Source organism: Pseudoalteromonas sp. NJ631, from assembly GCF_000276645.1.
GTDB classification, from domain to species: Bacteria; Pseudomonadota; Gammaproteobacteria; order Enterobacterales; family Alteromonadaceae; genus Pseudoalteromonas; species Pseudoalteromonas piscicida.
The window spans coordinates 64,344-90,602 of sequence record NZ_AKXJ01000008.1; the positions used below are offsets into that span (position 1 = coordinate 64,344).

16 protein-coding genes are annotated in these 26,259 nt (G+C 42.8%); 8 read left to right on the forward strand and 8 right to left on the reverse strand.

The genetic code is table 11. The features are described from left to right. The first annotated feature begins 30 nt into the window (after positions 1-30). The 4 genes from A587_RS0114555 (at position 31) to A587_RS0114570 (ending at position 8,200) form a co-directional block, all read left to right on the forward strand. A complete protein-coding gene (locus A587_RS0114555) occupies positions 31-4,725 on the forward strand; it encodes an ATP-binding protein (RefSeq protein ID WP_017218169.1) in 4,695 nt (1,564 codons plus the stop codon). Positions 4,726-4,754: 29 nt separating this feature from the next. Further along, positions 4,755-5,960 (forward strand): EAL domain-containing response regulator, encoded by a 1,206-nt coding sequence (locus A587_RS0114560; protein ID WP_017218170.1) that lies wholly within the window; start codon positions 4,755-4,757, stop codon positions 5,958-5,960. A gap of 40 nt (positions 5,961-6,000) precedes the next feature. Then, the gene (locus A587_RS0114565; protein WP_017218171.1) at positions 6,001-7,203 is read left to right on the forward strand and encodes a response regulator; all 1,203 of its coding nucleotides are present in this window, start codon (positions 6,001-6,003) and stop codon (positions 7,201-7,203) included. A gap of 121 nt (positions 7,204-7,324) precedes the next feature. After that, positions 7,325-8,200: an AraC family transcriptional regulator gene (locus A587_RS0114570; protein ID WP_017218172.1), complete on the forward strand. Its 876-nt coding sequence runs from the start codon at positions 7,325-7,327 to the stop codon at positions 8,198-8,200. A gap of 105 nt (positions 8,201-8,305) precedes the next feature. On the opposite strand, the gene A587_RS0114575 is transcribed toward A587_RS0114570, so the two are convergent. Continuing rightward, positions 8,306-10,717, reverse strand: a complete 2,412-nt coding sequence (locus A587_RS0114575) for a TonB-dependent receptor (protein ID WP_017218173.1) — start codon at positions 10,715-10,717, stop codon at positions 8,306-8,308. 269 nt (positions 10,718-10,986) lie between these two features. Next, a complete protein-coding gene (locus A587_RS0114580; RefSeq protein ID WP_010375269.1) occupies positions 10,987-11,889 on the reverse strand; it encodes a sulfite exporter TauE/SafE family protein in 903 nt (300 codons plus the stop codon). A 255-nt stretch (positions 11,890-12,144) separates the two neighbouring features. Here A587_RS0114580 and A587_RS0114585 point away from each other — a divergent pair, with 255 nt between their 5' ends. From A587_RS0114585 to A587_RS0114595, 3 genes are all read left to right on the forward strand, one after another. After that, positions 12,145-14,412, forward strand: a complete 2,268-nt coding sequence (locus A587_RS0114585; RefSeq protein ID WP_017218174.1) for an aminotransferase class V-fold PLP-dependent enzyme — start codon at positions 12,145-12,147, stop codon at positions 14,410-14,412. A 316-nt stretch (positions 14,413-14,728) separates the two neighbouring features. After that, positions 14,729-14,890, forward strand: coding sequence for a DUF2256 domain-containing protein (locus tag A587_RS0114590; protein WP_082086233.1), 162 nt, complete (start codon positions 14,729-14,731; stop codon positions 14,888-14,890). 105 nt (positions 14,891-14,995) lie between these two features. Further along, on the forward strand, positions 14,996-17,158 hold the full coding sequence (locus tag A587_RS0114595) for a TonB-dependent siderophore receptor (protein ID WP_017218176.1): 2,163 nt from the start codon (positions 14,996-14,998) through the stop codon (positions 17,156-17,158). A 61-nt stretch (positions 17,159-17,219) separates the two neighbouring features. Here the strand turns inward: A587_RS0114595 and A587_RS0114600 are convergent, their stop codons facing one another. From A587_RS0114600 to A587_RS0114625, 6 genes are all read right to left on the reverse strand, one after another. After that, a complete protein-coding gene (locus A587_RS0114600) occupies positions 17,220-17,726 on the reverse strand; it encodes a hypothetical protein (RefSeq protein ID WP_017218177.1) in 507 nt (168 codons plus the stop codon). Between the two features lie 87 nt (positions 17,727-17,813). After that, entirely contained in the window at positions 17,814-18,824 is a 1,011-nt protein-coding gene (gene ltaE / locus A587_RS0114605; RefSeq protein ID WP_017218178.1) for a low-specificity L-threonine aldolase, read from the reverse strand. A 120-nt stretch (positions 18,825-18,944) separates the two neighbouring features. Continuing rightward, positions 18,945-20,693, reverse strand: a complete 1,749-nt coding sequence (locus A587_RS0114610) for a hemopexin repeat-containing protein (protein ID WP_017218179.1) — start codon at positions 20,691-20,693, stop codon at positions 18,945-18,947. Between the two features lie 114 nt (positions 20,694-20,807). Further along, entirely contained in the window at positions 20,808-22,394 is a 1,587-nt protein-coding gene (locus A587_RS0114615) for a sugar porter family MFS transporter (protein ID WP_017218180.1), read from the reverse strand. Between the two features lie 6 nt (positions 22,395-22,400). Further along, positions 22,401-23,408: a LacI family DNA-binding transcriptional regulator gene (locus tag A587_RS0114620; protein ID WP_017218181.1), complete on the reverse strand. Its 1,008-nt coding sequence runs from the start codon at positions 23,406-23,408 to the stop codon at positions 22,401-22,403. A 69-nt stretch (positions 23,409-23,477) separates the two neighbouring features. Continuing rightward, a complete protein-coding gene (locus tag A587_RS0114625) occupies positions 23,478-24,821 on the reverse strand; it encodes a GH1 family beta-glucosidase (RefSeq protein WP_010375293.1) in 1,344 nt (447 codons plus the stop codon). Between the two features lie 185 nt (positions 24,822-25,006). Between A587_RS0114625 and A587_RS0114630 the strand changes: the two genes are divergently transcribed. Then, positions 25,007-26,257: a sugar MFS transporter gene (locus tag A587_RS0114630; protein ID WP_017218182.1), complete on the forward strand. Its 1,251-nt coding sequence runs from the start codon at positions 25,007-25,009 to the stop codon at positions 26,255-26,257. Positions 26,258-26,259: the final 2 nt, after the last annotated feature.

The following is a 26,259-nucleotide window of genomic DNA, read 5'->3' on the forward strand; positions in this document are numbered from 1 at the left end:
TTGTTTTGTGAGATAACGCAGGTGGCAAATGTGAGCAAGTATCTTAAAATAATCGCCCTAACCCTTTTTTCCCTAGTCTGCTTGAGTGGCTTTTACCTCGAGATTAATGAGTTTAATAAAAATCGTGTGGTTAACCAGAGCCTGACTCTATATTACAATAACCTTTCCGCCCTAGATAAAGCGATTGAAGTGATCTTTAGTCTGCAACGTGAACGCGGCATGTCCACGGGGTTTAAGCCCGAAAGAGAACATGACGCACGGCTACTTGCGTATTATCAGGAGACGGACGAAAAAATAATAAAACTCACTGCTGAAAAACTTACGAGTATTAATAACTTCGATCAGTTTCAGTTGACCATAAAAGACGATATACAAACACTGAGAAAACTCAATCGGCAAGCCGGTGTCGACCACGAACAACTATTTCTTCGCTACACAATTTTGATAAATCACTTAATCGATACAGTCCGAACCATACAAACTGAGCAGTCCTTCATCCATAATTTTGGTAGCAATGAGGACAAAACACAGTACCAGAATATTCATGCACTTATCAGAGCGATAGAGTTAGGGGGCAGACTCAGAGCTAAGATCAGCCGGTACCTAACGGCAGATGAAGAGGCCACTAAATTAAGCGCAATGAGAAGCGCGTTACAATACTACGCCACCCATGCCACACTGATGGACAGTCTCAAAGATAATCGAAATACCGTACAGCTATATAATGCCGCTACGACGTCTAGAGAATATGACTATGTAACCTCAGCCCTAAATCGCTTTAGCCGTGGAGTTGAAGCCAACCTACCGCACTATGTGTGGTGGGATAACAGTACTGCCTATTTGAACCTGCTCGCTAGTGGCAGTCTGAATCTACTTGAATATATGAAAGAGTCAGCTTCTGCATCCATGCAAAAGTCACAAGAGCGAGCTCAAACCTCACTCATTATCTCACTAACGATTGCACTTCTTTATCTCATTTTAATTTGTCTATTGATTAGAGCGTTTACCGAATTAAAAATATATAAAACGGCACCGCTTAGAACACAAACTGCACAGCTCATCGTGATATTTTCGTCAGTACTTGCTGTGTTATTTGTGGAACATTTTGCAAGTCAGAAGCAGCTATTATATCTCACAGAAGTGCAAACACTTAGGCAGCTAAATAACCAATCATTGGAGCGTATAAACCACCTTAAAACGCTATGGTACAAGCCACATATCGAAAAACTTAGATATGCGAGTATTAGCACCGATGCAAGTCTCGTTATACCTTCTCAGTTACAGACACTAGCCGTTAATAATCTAAATAATACTCAGTATGTAGACAAAAGCCAGATCACGTCATTTTATTCTCAATATCAAGAAAGCTTGCACCGTGGAGGAATAGTTACACAAATTATAAAGGGTAATGATGGTCATCGTATATTGATTATGACGGGTCTTGGGCTGTCCGATAAGGGGCTGACGAAAACACTATATTGGTACGAAGCGCAACTGGATGTGTTACTTGGCAGTCTAGAACTCAGCCTTGATACTCGTCTAGAAAACGCATCGGGTTACTACACTGAGCAGGAAGTAGAAGCGATTAAAATTAGCGGCACGCACACTCCACTAAGCCAATTACTGCTTACTAATAATATTGATCAAGCCGATTTTCTAAGTGCAAAAATCTGGGATCAGGAGCTTCAAGTAGGTACTTATGCGTATTCACGTGACGCATTTAATCAAGATCTCTTCTACACTATAGAAATTAAGTTTATCTGGCAGGTGTTGTCATTAGTTGCATTTTGCTTATTTGGTTTAGCAATTAGCTATCGCGCCCAACAAAAAGCCAAATTAGACAGGCAAGCTGCAAAAGACGCGATTCAAAAGCGTCAAACCTTATTGAACTCATCTGAAAAGCTTGCCGCTATCGGCAGTTTTGAAATATCGGCTGGCCAATTTTATGGTCATACCTCTGAAGGGTTTAGAGCTTTATTTAACTTATCTCCTGAACTTGAGCACCATAATCTAAAGCCAATCATTAAATCACTCGATGCGGATAACAGACAAACCTTGTATTCGAACCTGCGAGCATTAAACCTAACACAATCTCGAGAATTCCAGCTGACGATTAAAGAAAATAGCAGTCACCGTTATTTTAGCGTCATATTAAACTTAAAATATTATTCTAGCGAGAACACACAGTTTATTGTCGGTGTCGTAAAAGATATAACTACTCAAGTCACTGAATCTAATCGTCAACAACGAATACAAAAAGAACTCGTTGCCGCCAGAAAAGAAGCCTTAGAGAAAATGCACGAAGCCGAAGTGGAGAGGTCATCCGCTCAATATTTATTACGGGTTCAAAAATCTACAGAAAAACTGCTTCAAGAAGCCATAGACTCATTTCCTGCATTTATCTTGCTACTTGATGAAGACCAGCATATCGCCATGTTGAATCAGTTCAATGAACATGTTAAAAGAACCGATCACGACGAATACCAATTCATGGGAAGCTCTCTCAACAAAGGTTCTGATGTTGTTGCCTTTATTACCCAACTTCCAATGAAGGATAATAGTGAATTGTTGTCAATGTTGGAAAAGTCAAAAGACAAAGAGCAGTATCAAGCGCTAACGACATGCCAATATATCAGCGAAGATACTCAATATTGGTTCAATGTCTTAGTAAAAAACATCACCACAGATTCTGGGATATACACTCTCATCTATCAGAACGATATCACCAAGAGCATCAACTTTTCTGCAGAGCTTGAACAAGCTCGCATAAAAGCAGAGCAAGCAAGTGAAGCAAAATCTCGTTTTCTCGCGACAATGAGTCATGAGATAAGAACGCCAATGAATGGCGTGGTAGGTATGCTCGATATTCTCGCTCAATCTAACCTTGATCATGAACAGTCTCACCTTACCAAAGTCGCAAAAAGCTCAGCGTTGGTGTTACTTCGAATAATTAACGACATATTAGATTTCTCAAAAATTGAAGCTGGGAAAATGCAACTTGAATCTACACCATTTAGCTGGCAAGAAATCATTAAAGAACTCGCAGAGCTACTTGCATATCAAGCGGACTCTAAGAAGCTTAAGCTTGCCTTTTATCTTTCGCCCCAGTTACCGAACTGGCAACAAGGGGACCCCGTTAGACTGCGCCAAATTTTATTAAACTTAATAGGTAACGCATTAAAATTCACCAAAACTACCGCAACTGCCGCAGGCTTTGTAGAAGTGGCTATTGGGCGCTCTTCCGATGATGGTTATATGGAAATTAGCGTGAAAGACAATGGTAAAGGTATGTCCGAAGAACAAGTGAATAACCTTTTTAAACCATTTGTTCAAGCAGATAGCAGTATCCAACGTCAATATGGCGGTACCGGGCTGGGCCTTTCCATTACCCACAAGCTTGTTGCCATGATGGAGGGGGAAATTGACTGTAGGAGCTTAGAGGGATTCGGCAGCAACTTTATTGTCACCCTGCCATACTGTGAAGTACCAAAACAAACCAGTGAAATTGGCTTAACGTTAGACAGATTAAAAATTGCCGTAGTGGGCGACGAGGACAAATTTGAAAAGGACCTCCAAAATCAACTACGCATCTATGAAGCCCAATGTGAAATATTCCCAAGGGAACTTTTTAACGCGCAGCTTATTGATAGCCAACAATTTGATTATCTCGTTATTACTGCTGAAGCCTTCCAACAGCTTACTACAGAAGGAAAAGAAGTTTTCATCGCGGAAAGCGAGTGCAAGTATATTTTACTAGACAACAATCAAGATAAGCTTCCGCATGCGAACAATATTAACGTCTCTAACCTCGCACTATATCCTTATTACGCTTATAAAGTTGTTTCACACATTGCGACGTTAGAAGGGTTAATTGACAGTGAATCAACAAGCGACGACAGCGAGACTAAATCTAAAACGCTGCCCTCAATTAGTGATGCCCAAGCACTTAACAAGCTTATCTTAGTCGTTGAGGACAATGTTTATAACCAGGATTTATTCAAAAGACAGTTAGCACTGTTAGGCTATCAATGCATTATTGCCGACAATGGTAAAGTTGCCTTGCAGCTACTCGAACAATATCACTTTTCGCTTATTATTTCAGACTGCCATATGCCCGTGATGGATGGCTATGAATTCACAAGACAGCGCCGCGAGCATGAACGCGAGCGTAACCTAGAACACATTCCTATCATTGCAGCTACAGCTAATGCGTTAGACGGTGAACAAGATATTTGCTTTAACGCTGGGATGGACGATTACATTGCCAAGCCCATTGTCTTGCAAAAGTTGAACAAAAAGCTAAAAAAATGGTTTGCAACCAATACATCAACAAAGAGCCAACTAACTGAGAATTCTCCCTCATTGATGGAGGAGTTAGATACCCCAACCAGACATATCGACTTAGCGATACTCAGTGAATATGTAGGCACAGATAAAGAGTTACAGAGCATTTTCTTGAAAAGCTTTGTTGATGACACGAAAAAGCTGTTACAAGGGGTAGACCTAGAACATCCTGAAAGTGTCAAGAATATTGCACATCAAGGGAAAACCTCAGCAAAAGCAGTCGGCGCAATACAACTCTCTGAAAAAATGGAAGAACTTGAGCACGCAGCAAGTGATGGTAAGCACATAAAAATTGAAAATTTATTGAATCAATGTTTGATGCTTTTTGATAATGCACAAGCTGAAATCGCTTCTATACTTAATGTAGAAGATCTCACGTAACACGTGCTAAAAATTCAGGTCTAGTATGTATGATAAATGAAAAGCACCTTATAATTGCGATTGATGATAGCGAGCTTATTCTTACGCAATTGCAATTGTTGATTTCTAACCAGACACCATGCACCTTTAAAGGATTTAACAGCGGCCTGTCTGCATTAGAAAGCCATGAGCTCCATCAAGCTTCCCTTATTTTGCTTGATATCAACATGCCGCAAATGGATGGTGTAGAGATATTGCGAAAATTTGCCGAACTAAGCATCCAAGCACCTATCGCATTACTAAGTGGCGAAAAGGGTCTATTCATCAAAAATACTGCAGCACTGGCTGAGCTTCATGGCCTCACCATTATATCTAGTTTAGAAAAGCCACTCTCTGCAACCAAACTAAAAGAACTTTACAGTCAGCTCCAGTCTCAAAATACATCCACTAAGTCCCAACACGCACTACAAAACTATAGTAAAGATGAGATCTATGAGGGGTTATTGCGAGAAGAGTTTTGTGCTTATTTCCAACCAAAAGTCGCAAGCCCATCCGGTGCAATTATTGGCGCAGAAGTACTTGCAAGGTGGCATCATAATACCGATGGCACAGTGCCACCTTCACAGTTTATCGCGACAATGGAAGAACATAATCTTATTCATTTACTATCATATAGTTTGTTAAAACAAACCTTGTCCTTGCTTAGCTATAATCGAGATATTCTCAAAGCGCTTCAGTTCAGTATTAATTTGAGCGTAAAAGAGCTAGAAGACATAAAACTCCCGGAAAAACTCGAGTCCATTTGCGAAGAGTATTGCACACCCACCTCTCAAATCACTTTAGAATTAACTGAAAGTCACTTATTGGAAAATATCAAGCGCGCGCTTGATGTGTTGCTGCGTTTAAAACTTAAAGGCTTTAAGCTGTCTATTGACGACTTTGGTACTGGATATTCTTCGATTAAGCAACTTAACGAATTGCCGTTTGATGAACTCAAAATCGATAGATGTTTCGTAGATGGCTGTTCAACGCAACCCAACAAACGCGTCATTATCGCGAGCACCTGTGAGATGGCTCACCAGCTTGGACTAGAAGTCGTCGCTGAGGGTGTTGAAGAGGTTGAGGACCTCGTCGTTGTACAGAGCTACGAAGTAGAATCAGTTCAAGGCTACTATTACTACCCACCTTGTACGCCATCGGAGTTTTTGCAAACTGTCTCAGAATCCGCATTGCAAAAGTCTCATTCTAGTAAATAATTAATGGGCTGTGTTGTACTCTCATAATCAGAGGGAATCTATGCATAAAAAAGACGTTGAACACGCACAACGACATCCAAAAGTGATTATTATTTGCGACGATCCAGCTGAAATGACTGGCGTTGTCGATATTGTCGCTTCGCAAGTCAATGAATACCGTACTCTCACTAGTCATAAAGAAGTAGCAGAAGTGCTAACTGAGTCTCCACCAGATGTCATCGTTATTGCTCGAAAAACGGTAGCAAAAAGTGTCGAAATCTATAGCTTGCTCGCTAAGCACGGCCTACTTAACTATGCTCATGAGAATATTTTGCTGTGTGAAAATAAAGAATCAGGCGTGGCCTTTCGGTGTTGTATGAAAGGTATTTTTACCGATTACTTTGTCTACAAACCTATGTATGAGAACTACCGATTTCGTATGATCCTACATAATGCCCTGGTACGCACAGAAGGTACATCTGAAGTTGCCAAAATCAGAGAGGAACATTTTGGTCGCATAGATGACAAGCTAAAGCAATTGATTGATGATGCAGCCTTGTATCACCAAAAAGCGGATGAGACGCTACAAACGGTAAGGCGTAATCTCGACAATGAAAAAGGGATTAATAAAGTTCAAGATGACTTGCTAAATGAATTAAAACAAAAACATTTATCACCACTGTTGGATGAATTAGAACATCAGCTTGCTGAGAGTGTTCATGAATTAACGAAGCGATTAAAAGACAAACAATTCTCTATCGCTGAGCTTACTGCATTGCTGAGCGAAAAAGACAACTCTAAGTGCGCGCAATTAGCGCAAAATGTATTGCCAGTAGGTGATACCGGTGAGGTTGATGTCAGCGAGCCAAAAGCGCTTGAAACCAAGCAGGAAGAAGTAAAAATAATGGTGGTAGAAGACAACGAAATTTATCGAGAAATGATAGCCAAGATCCTACGTGATGAGGGGTATAAAGTAGATTGTGAAACCAGTGGGTTAGGTGCTATAAAAACATTGAGAAAGCATAAATTCACCATGGTATTTATGGATTTATTTATGCCAGAGCTTGATGGCTACAATACAACCAAAAATATTCGCAATATTCCACATTGTAAAAAACTTCCTATCATTGCGCTAACTAGCAATAAAAACAAAGATATAATCAGAAAGTGGGCGTCTTTGGGGCTCACTGGGTACATCACCAAACCGTCTACCAAATCATCTATTTTAAAAGCTGTGGAAAAAGCACTTACGGAAAACCAATAAGTTGCGTAAAGTACAAATCAGCAAACATTATCAAATCGAATTCTGCCATGATAAGCCATATCAGCTCTGACGTAAGTTATGGAGTTGTAATTGGCCGCATAAACCAACAACGAAGTGAACGATGACTAGAAAAGCAACGACCCTGAGCCATTACACTACTCGCTTAAATACTGTTATTGATTACATCTATAACAATATTAATCGCGAACTTGATGTGATCACGCTTGCTGATCAATGCCATATGTCGACTTATCACTTTCACCGTGTTTATCGCTCAATCGCAGGGGAAACCATCAATGCAACCGTGAGAAGAATGCGACTACATGTTGCCGCAGGTATGTTAATTCGCACCCAAGACTCCATTGCAAAGGTGGCTGAGCAAACCGGCTACGCAAGTATAGAAGCGTTTAGCCGAGCATTTTCTCAACGATATAAGCAACCACCTAGCCTATTTCGCCAACATGAACAGGCCAAGGCAAAAGGCTGTGCGGCCGAATTTTATATCATTAAGGTAGATGAGGATTCGAATATGTTTAATGTAGAAATAGGCAGTAATGAGCAAATGATGTTAATCGGACTTGAGCACCGTGGCGATTACATGCAAATCGGTCAAGCATTTGAGAAGTTAAACGTACTGGCGCAACAACAAGGCTTATTAGGTGAAGATACGCGTTTCTTTGGAGTGTATTTTGACGACCCAAAAACCGTAGAGGAAAGCAAACTGAAATCAATGGCAACAATTTTGGTGCCAAAGACAACGGCATCCCTCCCTGATGAGCTTTGTGAATTCGCCATTCCATCGGGCAAAACAGCTAGCCTACTTTACCAAGGTGACTATGCTTCTCTTGAAACGCCTTACGAGTATCTGTTTGGACAATGGTTACCTAACAGTGAGTTTGAACCTGCCGATGTGCCTGTTATCGAAGAGTACTTAAATGATGTCAGAGATACACCACCACACGAGCTTCTCACTCGTATCACTTGTTACATTAAATAACTGATTTTTTATCCTGTTCAGGGGTTAACTGATCTAAACGTGACTAAGCATCGACTGCTTAGAAAGAAAAAGGAGGGACTTCCCTCCTTTTTCTTTGTGAACCAATTAGAACCTATAGTTAAAGCTCAACTTAGCATTACGCTCGTTGCCAGGCGTACCGCCTAAAAACAATGCTTTGCTGTAATAGCGCTCATCAGTTAGGTTTTCAAGGTTGAGCTGAATATCGAACTGTTCAGCATCGAACTTAATCGCAGCATCCCAGCGAGTATAACCATCAATGGTTGCCGTAGGCAGACCGAAAGAAACAGAGTTAATTGTTCGTTCACTCTCATAGTTAATGCCAAGACTGTACTCTAACGCCCCCTCAAACCAATCCACGGGTTGAGTATATTTAACCCACGTGCTGGCAAACTTTTTCGGCACGCCTTTCATTTGACCTGAGCGCTCATTCGAACGGATCTCAACAGCATCTTGATAGGTTGCGTTCATATTCACACTAATTTGGTCGTTCAATGCTAAATTTAAGTCAAGTTCTACACCTTTTGACTCGTCTTCATCATCGAAGAAATAGCGTGGAACACTCACATTGTAGTCTTCACCAGGCTGCTCGTTATACTCAGGGTTGTTATACATTAGGTTTGTGCGTTTAGTTTCAAACCACACTAATGACCCCAATAAATCTTCGTCAAACGCAGTAAAACGCACACCAATATCTAACGTTTCAGATTCCGAGTCAGGTCTGTTTTTACGGTTCGCATCAGCTTCATTTTCTAGGCTACCCAGTACACTGTATGCAGTACGACCTTTTGCCATATTTACAAAAGCAGAAAGCTGAGAGGTCACTTGATAATTCAAACCAATATTATACGTCATACCAGCATCATCCGTGTCCAGCTCTTCACTCTCTTCAGGTGAACGCTCAGTGCCCAAATGCTGATATTTTTGTTCAACGCTAGTATATGCAAGGCCAGCACGAGCAGTTAGTGCATCAGTGATATACACCACTTCTTGTGCACTAATGCCATACGCCGTAAGTGTTTTATCGTAGTTACTGCGTAGCGATGGGTTATAATCCTCAAATTCGCCTGTCGGCCAGTTTGGCTCGCGAATATCTAAGATATATGGAATTGAGCCTTTACCATCTGCATCATATGCAGACCAACTTTTTAAGCGCATATCACGATTTTCATAGTTAACGCTAACTAGGTGCTCACCGCTCAAAGAACCCATATCCCAAGTTAACTGTAAATCAGCAAAGTACTGCCACGTTTTTTCGCTGGCAACTTGACGGCGATACTCTTGACGGCGAGCCGCATAAGGATATAGCACATCATCAATCACAAGCGGAGCTCTTGGGTTTGCATTGATCACACCATTGCGCTCCCAATACACATAATTGTAAGCACCTGTTTGGCGAACAAAATCAGAATCATAGCTACGCCATAATACCTGCTGGGTTAGCTTTGAGTTGCGATTTAAGTACCAATCGTGACGAAGCTTTATCCGTAACTCTTCACCTTCATTAGGACGGGATAAAGGAGAAATAAGATTCCCATCGCCAAGATTGAAAGGCTTTAGGCCATCGCCAATGCGGATTGACTCAGCAAGCTGCGCGCGCTGCTCATCATTCAGTTGTACACCTAACCATTTACCTTTCTCGACATCATATTGTGGGTCATTTGGCAAGCGTTCAGCTGTAACCTGCCCTGGCTGTCCAGCAATGCTATCCCAGTTAATAATGCGTACAGGGTCGCCAATTGAATCTACTTGTTGTGAGTCATCAATATAAGCTGTTGAAAATAGTAAAGCATGTTCACTACTTTGCTCAAAACGCAGGCTTGCATAGATTTCGTCTCTATTAGATTCTAGATCTCGATAGCCGTCGCTACGCTCATGGTTTGCAACAACACGGTAGGCAAGCTTGTCAGTAATTGCATCTGTAAAATCAACGCCCAAGCCATAAGTATTCCATGCGCCCACTTTACCGTTAATTGCAAGCGCTTGTTCAAATTGTGGCTTTTTCTCGACTAAGTTAACTACACCACCAGCTGCACCAATACCATAAAGGCCTGTAGCAGGACCTTTTAACACTTCAATACTTTCGATGTTGGTTAAGGAGCGTGTTGGGTTAAAGCTGTTACCTAAGTCAGCACCACCATACATACCATCATAGGTATAGTTTACGCCTAGGCCACGAACCATTAGCGAATCACCAATTCCGTAGTTATTACCTGCCTGAGATAAACCACTTACGTTGCGTAGTGCTTCTTGTAAAGTCACTGCGCTTTGCGAATCTAGTAGCTCTTTGTCAACAACAACAACCGCTGCGGGGGTCTGCATAAGATCCATATTAGACTTAGTTGCAGTTCCAGATTGCAAAATAATTTTATTATGTTTGCCGTAGACACTGATTTTTTCTATGTCTTCAGAAGCAAAAGCCGTTGTGCTTGTACCTAGTAAAGCTAGCTTAACCGCAACACATGAGGCGGAAAGAACAGAAGAGCGAGAGTATTGCATTTTTTAACTCCAAACTACGCAATTGGATCTTTTTGAAATAGCCACGAATACCTATTTCAGAAAATAATTTATCAGAGAGGGAGCGAAGTTTAGCAAAACAACAGTAATGATAACAACTATCATTTACATTTTAAATTTGTAATATTTTTTGCAATACACGCAAAGATGATAATAAAGTGTAACGGATGGATATTTTTATTTAGCGAGCGTAATCTAACTTCGTTATTTCCTCGCTGCGCGGCTTACCCAATTTTGTAAACCGCATTAGATTAAAACAATCCTAGCAGCGTCGGATATAACTCATAACAGGTAAAGCTCACTTCAAGCCCAATCAAGACTAAAAGAAAACTGACCAAATGCCCTACTTTTACTTTTGAACAAACATAAGCGCCTAAGGGGGCACCAACGACCACAATCGGTATTGCCGCTAGCAAATAGCCATTTATTTCACTGGTGATCGTATTGAGGTGCCACGCATTGATGCTACTTCCAATCAATGAGGTAAACGTCATCACCACGACAGAGGTTGCAGTCGCCTTTTTCACATCTGCATTATAAGCAATCACCAACAAGGCAAAGAGTGCGATATCTGCACCCGACCCTACCAATCCACTTGCTATACCTCCAATTAATGCTACGACCATAAAGCGTAGCATTTTAGGTTGGATAAACTCACTGCTAGGTTGATGATGTGCCTTACGCCACCACCTTAAAATCAGTGTTAGTGCAAAGCAGAGCAACAAAAAACTAAAAATAGACTTAACGAGGAGCCTAGGTGCTAGAGGTGCGATATATAATAGGCTGAGCGTTACACCAAGCGCAGCCATTGGCAACGCCATTAAAATAACATTTTTATATACCGGAATTCGGCGACAGAAAATGGTAATGGTCGCCGCGGTCATACCAAAGCTTTGTATCGCCAGAGAAAATACCTTGGCAGTAGCAGGATCTATGTCTAATAATTTAGTCATCACAGGAAATGCAACAGCGCCACCACCTAATGCCGTTCCACCTGCCACAAACGATCCCAACGCCATGGTAAGCGCAATATGGGATTCACTGATAATTTGGCCAAGCGCCTGATAAAAGCCTTGTACCCAGATCAACGTAGCGTACACACCCAGTGTAAAAAATAACGGCCACATTGTCGGTTTTGTTATTCGTTGCAACATTATTCATCCATTACTCTAAGAGCCTTTCCTTACCATTTCGGTTACCTTGCTCGCCTTGCCTTTGAGCGAACGCAATTAAACATGATGAATACATTTTTTTCAAATTAATTTTACATTAAACATCACTCTATCTAGTCCGCAAGAAACACATCCTCAATAGTTGAAACGTACGCCTATCTCCCTTATTATAACTATAAATAATTACTTATTACTTTTTGTTATATCTGTAATTTGCTTATACCTAAAGGCTCAGTCATGACAGTAGAAACGGTGTTACCTCAAATATATCTAGATGCTAATGCAACAACCCCTGTATTAGAGCAAGCAGCAGACGCAGCATTGGTTACCATGAAAACCATGTTTGGCAACCCCAGCAGCAGCCATATTACAGGCCTTCAAGCGAAGCAACTGATGGAGCACACTCGTCAAAAAGCACGTGCTGTTTTAGGTTCTGGTCATGGTCGAGTGATCTTCACCAGTGGCGCAACCGAGGGCATCCAGACCGGCATACTATCAGCCCTTTGTGAAGCAAAAAAGAAGATACAGCCAAATAAAAAATATACGCTACTTTACGGGGCAACTGAACACAAAGCGGTGCCTGAATCACTCAAACATTGGAATCAAATTTTAGAAATTAATGCTGATGTCAAAGCCATCCCAGTTGATGGTGCTGGTAATCTGGATTTAGCGTTTATCGCCAATGAAGTGCCTAACGCGCTAATGATTTGCACTATGGCTGTTAATAATGAAACTGGTGTATACCAAGACCTGAACAAATTAGAAGAAGTAATAAGAAAGCATAATTCAGATATTTTTTGGATGGTTGACTGTGTGCAGGCGCTGGGCAAACGCAGCTTAAACCTAGCAAGAACAACAATTGACTACGCACCTTTTAGCGGCCATAAGCTCTATGCACCAAAAGGCATCGGTTTTGTTTATATTCGAGAAACCGCACCGTTTACGCCATTTATTGCAGGAGGCGGTCAAGAGAGCGGTTTACGCTCAGGAACAGAAAATTTGCCTGGCCTTGCCGCACTGAATGTGATTTTTGACGAACTGCTAAAAGAAAATGACAGCCAATTTGCAAGCGTAGATAAACTACACAATTTTCGAAATCAACTGGCGCAAACGCTTAAAGATGCGTTCCCGACAATTGTATTTAATAATCAATTCAGTAATAGCGTTCCAACTACACTAAACTTTGCAATTCCGGGATTTAGCTCAAAAGAAATCATGGATTTGTTCGACGCAGCAAACATCCGTGTCAGCTCGGGCTCAGCGTGCAGTTCAAAGGTAACGCGCAGTTTTGTGCTAGATGCCATGGGACTCCCTGCATGGCAAAGCGAGTCGGCTATTCGACTGTCTTTTGGTCCTGCTACAACCCAAACTGAAATAGACGCGGCGTGTGAGCGCATTCTCCATTGTGCTCAGGCACTTGGTCACAGCTGTCTCATGCAAGCGGCGAATGGCGTTAACAATAAAGAAGCGCTTGACGGTCTAGTACAATTCAAAGTGGGTGGAGCATGCTGTTGGTTGTTTGCTGATAAGCAGTCAAAAACGGCGATTATTATCGATCCACTTCCTGAGCTGGTAGAGCGTCTTAATACGATATTGGAATGCCAGCAGCTAACACTGCTCGCTGCGCTTGATACACATGGTCACGCAGATCACGAATCGAGTCGAACCGCACTGACTTTACCAAAACAAACATGCGACCATTTAGGCTGGCCAACTCAAACTACACAAATTGAATTTAAAGGCCAGTCACTCGAAGCGCTAGCTATTGGTCACTACCATCTTGCAAAACTAGCCACCCCAGGACATACCGAAGATAGCGTCACCTTTATGCTATTGGAGCAACAGCAAGTTGAGTACACCATTAGATACGTTTTTTGTGGTGATCTTATCCTGATGGGAGCGCTAGGTAGAACCAACTTCTCCACCAGCTCATCAAAAGCGATGCTACACAGTATTCAGCTACTTGCTCAGCTTATCGAAACCGATACTTTGTTATGTCCAAGCCACGACTACAACAATGAGTTTGCAACCACCCTAGCGGCAGAGTGTAATCGTAATTTGCTATTAAATAGTGTGCTTCAACATGACGTTGCAGTTGATATATTCGTCGAGAAAAAGGCACAAATAGACAAAAACATTGTTGATGAGGCTGGCAGCGAGATCATGTGCGGTGCAACAGTTTGTAATAAAAACCAATTTGAACTGCACGAGTACACCGCAACAGAGCTCAATGCTCGCATCGCAAACAACGAAAGTGTGCTGTTAATTGATATACGAGAACCGCATGAATATGCCCTAAACCACGACAGAGCGTTTGATCAAAATGTGCCCCTCACCCGCCTTACTGACTTTATTTGCAAACATAGCCAAGACAAGTCGAAAGAGTTGGTGTTGGTGTGTCGCAGCGGCAGCCGTTCACAAGTTGCCGCACAAGCGCTGGCAAGACTTGGCTTTCATAATATCGGACATTTAAAAGGAGGGTATGCACTCATTCCATCTGCATAACCTTTACCGTTTCCTTTCTAAAGCCCCTACAGCGCTTGCTATGGGGCTTTTTTGATCTCGTTTTTCATCATTACCGTATGACTACTAAAAATGACTAATACCAATTGGCTTAATTAAGTGCTCTATTGTGAGGCGAGAAAGTCTTGTCGATAACCCCGCTACCGCGTCCTGCTATCGCCAAGGTACCTACATCCGTGTAGGCAAGGCGAAAATTTTGCTATTTAGTTGTTCTAAATGAGAAATTTTTAACGCAGTTAGCGTCAGATTTGCTCCGTCAAATTGAGCAAGTATTAAGACTAATTGGTATAACCCTTAAATGGCTCATAAAAAACCAAATCTACCTTATAAAGTATGCCCTATTTGCAAACGTCCGTTTTATTGGCGGAAAAAATGGCAAAGAGATTGGGAAAACGTTAAGTACTGCTCAAAGCGCTGTGCTGCTGAGCGCCGTTCAAATATAAGGCACATCAATACGTAGTCTAGAATAAAGCTTTGTAATATTTGCAAATTACAGAACAATAATATTGATAATCACTCTCATCTACAATATCATTTGCGCAAACTTAGATCATAGGGATTAATCATGCGCTCATTTAAATACAAATATCCAAGCCTTATTGCCAGTGTTGCACTGGCGTTGTCTTGCTCCGCAATTGCACAAGAGCAAACCAAACAAGATAAAGACGACATTGAAATCATCGAAGTTAGCCCAAGAGGTCTGATTTCATACGTTAGTGCTACTGCGTCAAAAACAGCAATTCCTATCGTCAAAACGCCAGTTTCAGTTTCTGTATTAACAGCGCAACGTATTTCTGATTTAGGTGCAGAAACGCTGCAAGATGCGATTGGGTATGTTGCGGGTGTTTATAATGGGCCATATGGTGTTGATACTCGAGGCGACTGGTCTAAAATTCGTGGCGTCGACCCCTTACTCTATGTTGACGGCCTGCAAAAACTGTTTGGCAATTACAACAACACGCGTACTAACCCTTATGCGCTTGAAAGCGTCGAGATTTTAAAAGGCCCTTCATCAGTACTTTACGGACAAGGGTCTACAGGTGGTATCGTCAACGCAGTATCAAAATTGCCAAAAGCAGACACTGAAGGTGAGATCTGGGCACAAGTGGGTAACTACGACCGTAAGCAACTAGCACTTGATTACAACACCACATTTGGTGAGCAGCAAGAGTATCAAGCACGTGCTGTTGCCATGTATCGAGACAGCGGCACGCAGACCGATTATGTTGATGACAACACCCTGATGCTTGCACCAAGCTTTAGCTGGCTTGCTTCAGATGAAACTAAAATTACCCTACTTGCCAACCTTCAGAGAAATGAATCAGGCTCTTCAACGCAATTCTTCCCGCATGAAGGCACTATTCTACCAGCAAAATATGGCCAAATTCCCAGTGAGCGTTTCGTCAGCGAGCCAGGCTGGGATAAATATGATACTGAGCAACAAGCGATCACCGCTATCGTTGAGCACAGCTTTGATTTAGACACACATATTAAGTTCTCCGGTCGCTACAGCGATAGTTCATCCGAGTACCGTACCATTTATTCTTGGCCACCAAAATTTGAAGCTGACAAACGCACTGTTAAGCGTATCGCCAGCCTCACCGATTCAAGTGCACGTAGTGTGACGATGGATCTTCAATTCCATAAATATTTGGAATTAGATGCGGTTAAATTCACTATGGTATCAGGTGTTGATTACCAAAATGCGGATACTGATTCTGATCGCGGCCGCGGCGTTGCAGCACCATTAGACTTATATAACCCAGTGTATGGACAAAGCACTGAGTTACCAACTGCGGTTGTCGATAACCCTGAAAATACGCTAAACAACAAGCAGCTTGGTGCTTATGCGCAAGTTACTGCAGAAGTAAACAGCTGGGTACTCAATGCGGCACTTCGCTATGATGACGTTTCAAATCAAGTGCAAACAACAGGTGCAATCAAGAATAGTCAGAATGCCACAACAGGTAGGATTGGTGTGCTTTACCAGTTTGAGAATGGCATAGCACCCTATGCTAGCTATTCTGAATCATTTAAAGCTGTATTTGGACAGAAACCACAAGGTGGCGCATATAAACCGCTTGAGGGCGAGCAAGTTGAACTTGGCTTGAAATATCAGCCAACGGGTACTGAACACCTTATCACTGCTTCTATATTTGAAATCAAAGACAAAAATCAAATACGAAAAGTGTCCCCCGAATTTGAAGTACAAGACGGTGAAATCGCGGTAAAAGGATTCGAGCTTGAAGCCCAGCTTGAATGGCAGCACCTTGATATTTATGCGGCATATTCTTATTCAGATACGGAACAAGACGTTTCTCCGCTGTCACCTACAGAACTCTATATAGCACAGGACTTGGTTACGTTAATCACAGATGATGCTCAGCTCTCAGCAACACCAAAGCACTTAGCTTCAATTTGGGCGACATACCGCGCGGACGAATGGCTTCCTGGGCTTAAATTTGGTGCCGGTATCAGACATGTGGGAGAAACCTACGATGGCAGTCGTACAGTTGAACTAAACGGACAAACACTACATCAGCAATTAGTGACCGACAACTTTACGCTTGTTGATATGATGATTGGCTATGACATTGAACAATATCAATTCAGTTTACAAGTTGATAATGTCAGCGATAAAACGGTTATTACCAGCTGTTTGTTCCGTGGAGACTGTTTCTACGGACAGCGTAGAACTATTAGTGCTAACGTAAAGTATAAGTTTTAACGATTAAATTATAAGAACAAAATCGCCCTAGAACCGAGACCAATGGTAATAGGGCGATGACTTAAAACTGATAGCTAAAAATTAAACTGCCATCAGCGCGATCAACGTTATGTCTATCACTTTCACCATAACCTGCAACCAATTTAACCCGCCAACCTGGTTGATTGATACTGGTAAAATAGTAGCTATAACTTACACCGATACCATTTGTCGTTTCACTATCAAAGAGGTCGATAATTGGCTCAAAAATACCACATGTAATATTATCATCGTGTTCACATACGGGGCCCGCATCTCTTGCTCCCAAAGCCCCTAACACCACGCCTATCGCATGTTTGTTATTGTCAGACACCGCTTTCTCATAGCCTACAGAAAACCCATCGTCCAGACCAATAAGATAATTTCCATACCATCGACTATTACTATCGGCTTGTGGAAGAGACAGTTCAATTTGACCAAAAAATGGATAGCCAGTACCAGCAGAAAAATCGACCGAATTGGCAACACTTGCGGTGCTGATTAGCAAAGCAGAAATACCAAAAGTGGCCTTTATCAACGAAGAGAACATTAAATTTTCCTTGTTTAACTTTCGCACAAAACTAGCAGTAATCGTTCCCAAATGAAATACATTCGATGTAAAGAAGTGTAACACCTATCACATCAACAAATTAGTGAGTTCTGTTATTAGCTTATCCACATCGGCGCGGCTCACCCCCATATGCGTCACAAATCGCATGCCTTGATATCCTGGAGTGATATTAATACCCTTAACCTTTAACTGCTTTGCTATCGCAAAAAGATCAATGCCAGCTTCCACTTCAGCGAAGATAATATTTGTCTGTACCAAGTGCTTGCATGGCTTAAACCCAGGCAGTTGCTCAAGTTTTTCAGCTAAATATTGCGCGTTTTGATGATCTTCCTCGAGACGCTCTACATTATGTTGCAAAGCATAAAGACCAGCTGCCGCGAGCATGCCCGCCTGACGCATACCGCCACCAAGCATTTTTCTAAGCCTTCTCGCTTTTTCTATCAATGCCTTATCACCAAGTAATAAAGAGCCAACCGGCGCACCAAGCCCTTTGGATAAGCAAATAGTAAATGAATCAAAATGCTTTACGATTTCTGTGATATCAACCTTTGACGCGACTGCAGCGTTGTAGACTCTTGCACCGTCAAGATGGAGCTTTAAGCCACGCTCGTCACACAGCGCTCTGGCTTGTGCGATATATTCTAGACTTAATACCTTGCCACCAATGGTGTTTTCTAAACTAAGCAGCTTAGTTTTCGCAAAATGAAAATCATCAGGTTTAATCGCTTGCTTAATTCTTTCTAAGCAAATACTGCCATCTGTCTCGTTTTCCAATGGTTGCGGCTGAATAGAGCCAAGCACAGCCGCTCCACCCGCCTCAAATTTATAATTATGCGCCTGTTGGCCACAGAGATATTCATCCCCTCTTTCACAGTGGCTCATCAGTGCAAGCAGATTTGCTTGCGTACCTGAGCTGGTAAATAGCGCAGCCTCAAAACCATGACGCTCAGCCGCAAACTGTTCAAGTGCATTTACTGTTGGATCATCACCATAAACATCGTCTCCAAGCGGCGCGTCAAACATGCTTTGTTTCATGGCGGGGGTCGGTTGCGTAACCGTATCAGATCTAAAATCCATCAATATTATCCTTGTCAAAAGAGGAGCACACAGCATAACTGAAAAACGCGCATTGAAGAATAAAACAAGATGACAAAGGGAGTTGTTCACTCCCTTCAAGATCCGATACTTATGCAGGGTTTACTGCAACCCGGGCCAAGTGCCATTATCAATGGCTTTAGGATAACCCGCATCCACTTTGTCAAAAGTAATGCTATATCTTAAATAGCGACCGTCAGTTAAGAAGAAATAAGCACGCGTGTCGTTCCACTTTAATGCTGCACTTATCTTTGTCGCGTAGGCACCAAGTCCCGGCCAAGTATTATCGTTGATAGCCTTGGGATACCCACTGTCCACTCGGTCATCTCCCAAGTCATAGCGTAAGTATTGACCATCATCTAGGAAGAAATACACCTTATCTGACGTCCAACGAAGAGTTGCGGTTATTTTATTTGCGTAAGCAGCAAGCCCCGGCCAAGTATTGCTATCAATTGTTTTAGGGTAACCTGCTCGTACCTTATCGCTCTGTACGTCATAGCTCAGGTATTGACCATCCGATAGGAAGTAGTACACCGTATCACTGTCTTTATAAAAACTCGCACGAATTTGTTCTGCATAATCGCCAAGTCCCGGCCAGTTGCCATTAGTCACCGATACCGGATAGCCATCATCCGTTTTATCTAACACAGTATCGTAACGCCAGTAGCGCGCATCTTCAGAGAAAAAGTAGCTTTTAGTATTGTGCCACTGATGCGCCGCACTGAGTTTCAGCTCGGTAACTCGATAGCCAACATACACACCCTGTTGCTCAAAGCTATAGTTATTGATGCCAGGTTCGGGCTGCGGATCTTGCCACTGGGCAACACCAGCTGGCAATGTTTCAACCAATTGGCTATTTCGATAAACACGCGTTTGCGCATTCGCACCATTTAGCCACGTAAATAGTTTATTGGCATAATTGAGTTTACGAATTCCTAAGTCACCGTACATCGGCGTGCTTTCAAAACCCGCCAGCACATTTGTTTCAATGCCCATGTAAGATAAAATTGTCGGTACAATCGCTGTTTGTGCTGGATAGCCATATAAACCAGAAAAGTCGGTATTAGCAGGATTAACGTCTTTTGAGCTAAATTCTTTATTCAGCACTTTGTTGGTGGCGATAAAGATGGTTTTCTCAGGCTCGGTTTGCTCACCGTGATGACAGCCAACAACCGGTGTACGGCCATGATCGGTCGTGACCATCACCAACCAGTTCTCACCGTTTTGCTCTCTTGCTTCAACCGCGTCGAGCAGTTTACCCAGTCGCTTGTCCGCATCTTCTACCGATTTATTGTAAGCAGAACCAAAGCATAAGCTGTGGCCCACGGCGTCCGGTTCATCTAAATGTAAAAAGACAAAATCAGGTGAGCCGTTATTTAATGTCGCCAGCGCTTTATTTAAATTATCGTCGTCGCTACCTCCCTCCGATCTTCTGTCCATCAAGGCAACATCGTCACTGAAGAATTGCGTATGAATGGGTCCCCAAGTACTAAAACTTGAGATATCGGCGTTAGCATCATGTTCTGCGATGTAACGATAAAGGCTGGGATAGGCTTTGTTTGCTAGACCTGAGTCGTTGCTCGGCACTTGATGCTTATTCACCCAAACCCCAGTTAAAATTGTCGCCCAACCTGGGCCACTTTTGGTTTTTTGCTGTGTTTGTGTTTTTGCGATCCCGCCAGTGTAAGCTTGAGTTAGATATAGGCGATCAAAATTCGGCGTATTATTGGCAGCAATTTTTTCGTATTGCAGGCCATCGATACCAATGAGCAATACTTTGTTTTCAAGTGCATCTACACTTGCGGTAAATGAAAGTGCAAGTAATGCACTACTAAGCACGGGTAATTTCATTATCTTTCCTTTAAATGTGAATTTCTGGACTAGTCCAAGGAAGATAATAAATCCCAAACATGAAAAATCGTTTACAAAAAAGTTACATGGAAAAATATTTTATCGCGGGTTTTGCTAACCTGCTCTTGCTTCTAAACTTTCGCTTAGCTGCTCCAAGCTCTTACCTTTGGTTTCTTCTACAAACAAAAATACCAGCGCAAACGAAAGCAATGAAAACAGGCTGTACAATAAAAAGGTGGTGCTTGCCCCTAAATATTCAAGCTCCCACGGAAACACTAGTTGTACAGTAAAACTGGCAGCATTATTAATCACACCGACAACAGAAATCGCAACGGCTCGAATTGCATTTGGAAATATCTCCGAAAACATTACCCACATGACTGGCCCCAGCGACATCGCGAACGACGCCACAAAAAGGGAAATCCCAAGCAGAACCAGTTTTGCTGGCATATTAATACTGTGAGCGAAAATCACGGACTTGTATTGCCGGTACTCATCTGCAGTTAAACGCTGCTTGATTGCGTCATTAAATGCAACATCGGAGGTGAAAGTCTGGCCTAATATTGGTGCTAAAGCATGCACAGGAAAATCGTCTACTTCAGTTTTAATTTCAGCAATATGCGCTGTATTTAGCTGATAAGTTGCTTGTTTAAAGCCCCAACTACACAGCGCCATACTAAAGCAAATACCAGTTAACCCAATAAGTAACAATGGCCGCCGTCCGAGTTTATCTATGGTCAGTAGCGCAACGATGGTAAAAACCACATTGATCAGACCAATCCAAATCGCTTGCATAAATGCAGCATCAGTACCAATACCGCTTTGCTCAAAAATGGTCGGAGCATAAAAAAACACCACATTAATTCCGGTGACTTGCTGCGCGACGGCAAGCACAACGCCTACCATCAAAGGGACACGAAGTCGCTTACTAAACAAACTGCCCATTTTGCGTGCAAGCGACAAACTACTCAGTTGCAGTTTAGGTAACGCGGCTTGAATAGCATCAAGTTGCTGTTGTGCCTTGTTGCTACCAAATAATCGCGTCAATGTACGTTTAGCCTCTAGCTGCTGATCCTTCATCAATAACCATCGAGGGCTTCGCGGCAATAACAGTAACAACAAAACCCAAGCCAGTGCTGGCAGAGCTTCAACACCAAGCATCCAACGCCATGTTTGACTGTCTATTTGCCAACTAGACACCCACATTGCATCGCTATGGCTGAGCTGAAGTAAGAAATAATTAGTGAAATAAGAGATAAATAGGCCAACGACGATATTGAGCTGGTTAACCGATACCAAACGCCCGCGCTGATCCGCTAAGCTGATTTCAGCAATATACATAGGCGCCACCATCAAGGAACAAAATGCCATACCGCCAATAAAACGCGCAATCACCAATGCTTCAAACGAAGCCGCAAAAGCCGAGCCAATCGCGGAGACAAAATACAAACACGCGGTCATCAGCAATGTTTGCTTACGGCCAATGGCATCGGCCACCGGCCCTGCAATAAGAGTTGCGACCAACCCTCCTAAGGTAGGCGCACTCACGACTATCCCTTGCTGCCATGGGGTGAGCTTAAAGGCCTCGCTAATAAACCCAATTGCACCCGAAATCACCGACGCATCAAAGCCAAAAATAAACCCGCCTAACGATACAATTAAGGTGTACTTTAATGCATTGGATATCGACAGGCTGGTCATCGCTTATTACTCTGCTTTTACGGCGATAGAATCCCGCAAGATTAAGGTTGGTGGGTAGAGATTTTCCACATCGGGTTGGTGCTTCTCTTTATACACATGCTTAAGTACCCAACGCGCGGCCGCATTGCCCATTTTACGAATAGGGTTATCTATAGTGGTAAGTTTTGGATAAAGATATTTGGTAAATAACACATCGTCAAAGCCTACAACGGAAAGCGCTGATGGAACATCAAGTCCAGCTTCTCTAGCCGCAGTCATCGCACCTGATGCCATCTCATCGTTTGCGCAAACCAAGGCGCTAAAACGTTGCCCTGTTTGCATTAAATGATTAAACCCCGCGATGCCATCGGTTTCATGATAACCGCCTTCAAATGAAAGCTTAGGATCAAATGACACATTGTATTCAGCTAAGGCTTTTTGATGACCAGCTAAACGCGCTTTGGCGTCAAGCTTAAATAACGGTCCACTGATATACGCAATATCTCGATGTCCGCGCTGCAATAGTGCCTCAGTCGCTAGGTATCCACCCAGTTCGTTGTCAGTATAAAAGCAGCGCTCCGCCAACTCTGGAATGTGGCGGTTCACTAGCACCAGTTCTACATTTCGTCCCGCAAGCTCAATGAGATAGTCATCACTGACAGCTTCAGCATGAACAATTAAGGCATCGCAGCGCCTGTCCAATAAAAATTCGATAGCTTGTTGTTCTTTTTCTTCATCACTGTGGCCCGCAGCAATAATGGCATGTTTACCCGCCGTTCTCAGTGTACTCTCTATGGTGCTCATCATGTCACCAAAGAAAGAGCCGTGTAGCTCAGATACCATAAGCCCCACACTGTTACTGCGGTTAGAAGCCAAAGATTGCGCGATGGCGTTAGGTTTATAACCTAACTCTGACATTGCCGCGAGCACCTTCTCTTTGGTTTTGTCACTCACCTTTGCATTGCCATTCATCACTCGTGACACCGTGGCTAATGATACCCCAGCAGCTTTTGAGACTTCGTAAATCGTTGCCATACCTATTACTTTTATTCCATCAGTTGTATCTGCGCACTATACCAATTTTGGCTCAAAATGCGCATAGTTTTAGACACTTGATTTACGCTCAAGCAGCATCGTTTGGTAGGCTTTTGCACTCGCCTTTAAGGTTCTTTGCTGAGTATGATAATCAACGTGCACAATACCAAAGCGTTGCGTATACCCCTCTGCCCATTCGAAATTATCCATTAAACTCCATGCAAAGTAGCCACGAATATCAACGCCCTGCTCCATTGCTTGATTAACTGCGAGCAGATGAGATTGGAAGTAAGCTAGTCTTTGCGCGTCTAATACTTCGCCATTTTCCATTTTATCGTCAAAGGCCGCACCATTTTCTGTGATATAAAGTGGTGGCAATTGGTACTCAGCATGTAACTCCCGAAGCAATGTACAAAAAGAGTCTGGCACGACTTCCCAGCCCATTGTAGTAAGTGTTTCTGCACTAGGCTCAACTTGTTCATACCATCCATTACCATCAGATTGATAAATATTTCGGGTGTAATAGTTCACGCCAAGATAATCAATGGGCGCAGCAATAATCTCTAAATCTCCAGCTAAAATATCTGGTTGTACGTCCCTTGGGAGCTGGGCAAGTAAATCTGGGTACTGCCCTTCAAGAATAGGCTTGATATACCAGTGATTACAGTAATCATCCGCGATTTTTGCCGCTTCCACGTCACAATGCGCTGTAGACACAGGATCCGCATTGGCAAAATTCAACACGACTCCAAGAAGGCTATTTGGGCAATGCGCTCTTAGTACTTGCATCGCTAAGCCGTGAGCAAGAAGCAGGTGATGAGCTGCTTGTCTTCCCGCCGCTTGGGAGCGTAAACCCGGTGCATGAATACCTAATTCATACCCCAAATGTGCACTACAAAATGGTTCATTTAACGTGGTGTACGCATACACTTTATCGCCTAGTGCTTTACATACCACCTCGGTATACCGTGCAAATGCCACAGCCGTTTCTCGATTCAGCCAACCGCCCTTATTCTCAAGCGCTTGTGGCAAATCCCAGTGATAGAGCGTGACAAACACTTTTAAGCCTTTCGCAACCAACGCATCGACCAATTGTTGGTAAAATGAAAGTCCAGCATCGTTAACCGTGCCATCATCATTCATTACTCTTGGCCAAGAAATAGAAAGGCGATAGGCGTCAACCCCCAAACTGGTTATGAGCTCAACATCTTGCTGCCACCTGGATATATGCTCACAGGCAATATCACCGTTACTACTATCCTTTATCGCGCCATCATGTTCACAAAACCTATCCCAAATTGACTCACAACGCCCACGCCGCTCACCTTCGATTTGAAATGACGAAGTCGCAACGCCGAAAATATAGTCTGCCTTCAACATGGCCGAGTGTGTTGGCAGGATAATTTTATTCATGGTTAATCGTTCCAAGTTATGTGTTCACGCCAAGGTACGAGCGTGTTGTGTTAGTGACTGTGCAAGGCAAAAACATTTTTTATTTGAATTCGTGTTCGCTTTCTGCAATCATCATTAAAAATGTAAGCGCTTTCATTTTTATAAATGTAAGCGCTTTACCAAAAAAAATCAACTAGGAGTTTGTCGTGAGCGTACCGTCTCAACCACAGGTTTCAGCAGCAATCGCCACGGGCCATACTGGTCAGTACCGATTTGCTTTGGGGGCCCTCACCTCACTATTTTTTATGTGGGGTTTCATTACTTGCTTGAATGATATTTTAATTCCGTACCTCAAAGGCGCGTTTGAGCTTAATTACACTCAAGCGATGCTGATCCAATTTTGCTTTTTTAGCGCCTATTTTGTTGTATCGGTGCCAGCTGGCAAATTGGTTGGAAAAATCGGCTATCAAAAAGGCATTGTAACTGGATTACTTACCGCAGGCGTTGGTTGTGTGCTTTTTTACCCAGCGGCTGAAAGTGGTATCTACAGCGTGTTTTTATTCGCGCTATTTGTACTAGCGGCAGGGATCACAGTGCTACAAGTTGCTGCTAACCCGTTTGTTAGTGTACTTGGCTCTCCCGAAACTGCCCCTGCACGACTCACCATGACCCAAGCCTTTAACTCTCTTGGTACGACTGTCGCCCCATTTTTTGGCGCCATGCTCATCTTCAGTGAGGGAAGCACAGTTGAGGTGGGCAATGCCAGCGCAACCCAACTGCCTTACTTAATGTTGGCAGCCATGCTCGCGTCATTGGCTTTGATCTTTGCCTTTATCAAACTTCCTCAGCTAAGTAGTACTACTGAGGAAGTCACCACAGGTGAAATCAAGGCATGGCAGCATAAACATTTGGTGCTTGGTGCAATCGGCATTTTCGTTTATGTTGGGGCTGAAGTGGCGATTGGCTCAACACTCGTTAGCTTCTTACATCAACCGGACATTGGCAACATGACCGAAGCCCAAGCCGCAAAGATCATCGCATATTATTGGGGTGGAGCCATGGTCGGACGCTTTATTGGCGCGTTAGTAATGCAGAAAATATCGGGTCGAACCGTGCTTACCTTTAATGCAGCCTGTGCATTTGCATTAGTCCTTATCGCAGTATTTAGCAGCGGTCAGCTCGCCCTTTGGAGCATTTTGGCGGTCGGGCTTTGTAACTCCGTGATGTTCCCGACTATCTTTAGCTTATCGTTGAATGGGCTTGGAAAACAAACGGCACAAGGCTCTGGTATTCTCTGTCTTGCTATTGTCGGCGGTGCAGTAATCCCGCTATTTCAAGGGATGCTAGCAGACGGAATCAATCTGCAGCTGTCATTCTTACTGCCTGCTTTATGCTATATCTACATCGCCTACTTTGGATTAAAAGGCGCAACTCCTCAGCGTTTCAAGAGTAATTAAGA

What these genes read in the sequence shown, in the direction of transcription:
- A587_RS0114595 (WP_017218176.1), top strand. Translation starts at nt 14,996, where the DNA reads ATGCGCTCATTTAAATACAAATATCCAAGCCTTATTGCCAGTGTTGCA.
- A587_RS0114575 (WP_017218173.1), bottom strand. Translation starts at nt 10,717, where the DNA reads ATGCAATACTCTCGCTCTTCTGTTCTTTCCGCCTCATGTGTTGCGGTT.
- A587_RS0114585 (WP_017218174.1), top strand. Translation starts at nt 12,145, where the DNA reads ATGACAGTAGAAACGGTGTTACCTCAAATATATCTAGATGCTAATGCA.
- A587_RS0114600 (WP_017218177.1), bottom strand. Translation starts at nt 17,726, where the DNA reads ATGTTCTCTTCGTTGATAAAGGCCACTTTTGGTATTTCTGCTTTGCTA.
- A587_RS0114580 (WP_010375269.1), bottom strand. Translation starts at nt 11,889, where the DNA reads ATGTTGCAACGAATAACAAAACCGACAATGTGGCCGTTATTTTTTACA.
- A587_RS0114565 (WP_017218171.1), top strand. Translation starts at nt 6,001, where the DNA reads ATGCATAAAAAAGACGTTGAACACGCACAACGACATCCAAAAGTGATT.
- A587_RS0114610 (WP_017218179.1), bottom strand. Translation starts at nt 20,693, where the DNA reads ATGAAATTACCCGTGCTTAGTAGTGCATTACTTGCACTTTCATTTACC.
- A587_RS0114620 (WP_017218181.1), bottom strand. Translation starts at nt 23,408, where the DNA reads ATGGCAACGATTTACGAAGTCTCAAAAGCTGCTGGGGTATCATTAGCC.
- A587_RS0114590 (WP_082086233.1), top strand. Translation starts at nt 14,729, where the DNA reads ATGGCTCATAAAAAACCAAATCTACCTTATAAAGTATGCCCTATTTGC.
- ltaE (WP_017218178.1), bottom strand. Translation starts at nt 18,824, where the DNA reads ATGGATTTTAGATCTGATACGGTTACGCAACCGACCCCCGCCATGAAA.
- A587_RS0114570 (WP_017218172.1), top strand. Translation starts at nt 7,325, where the DNA reads ATGACTAGAAAAGCAACGACCCTGAGCCATTACACTACTCGCTTAAAT.
- A587_RS0114615 (WP_017218180.1), bottom strand. Translation starts at nt 22,394, where the DNA reads ATGACCAGCCTGTCGATATCCAATGCATTAAAGTACACCTTAATTGTA.
- A587_RS0114625 (WP_010375293.1), bottom strand. Translation starts at nt 24,821, where the DNA reads ATGAATAAAATTATCCTGCCAACACACTCGGCCATGTTGAAGGCAGAC.
- A587_RS0114560 (WP_017218170.1), top strand. Translation starts at nt 4,755, where the DNA reads ATGATAAATGAAAAGCACCTTATAATTGCGATTGATGATAGCGAGCTT.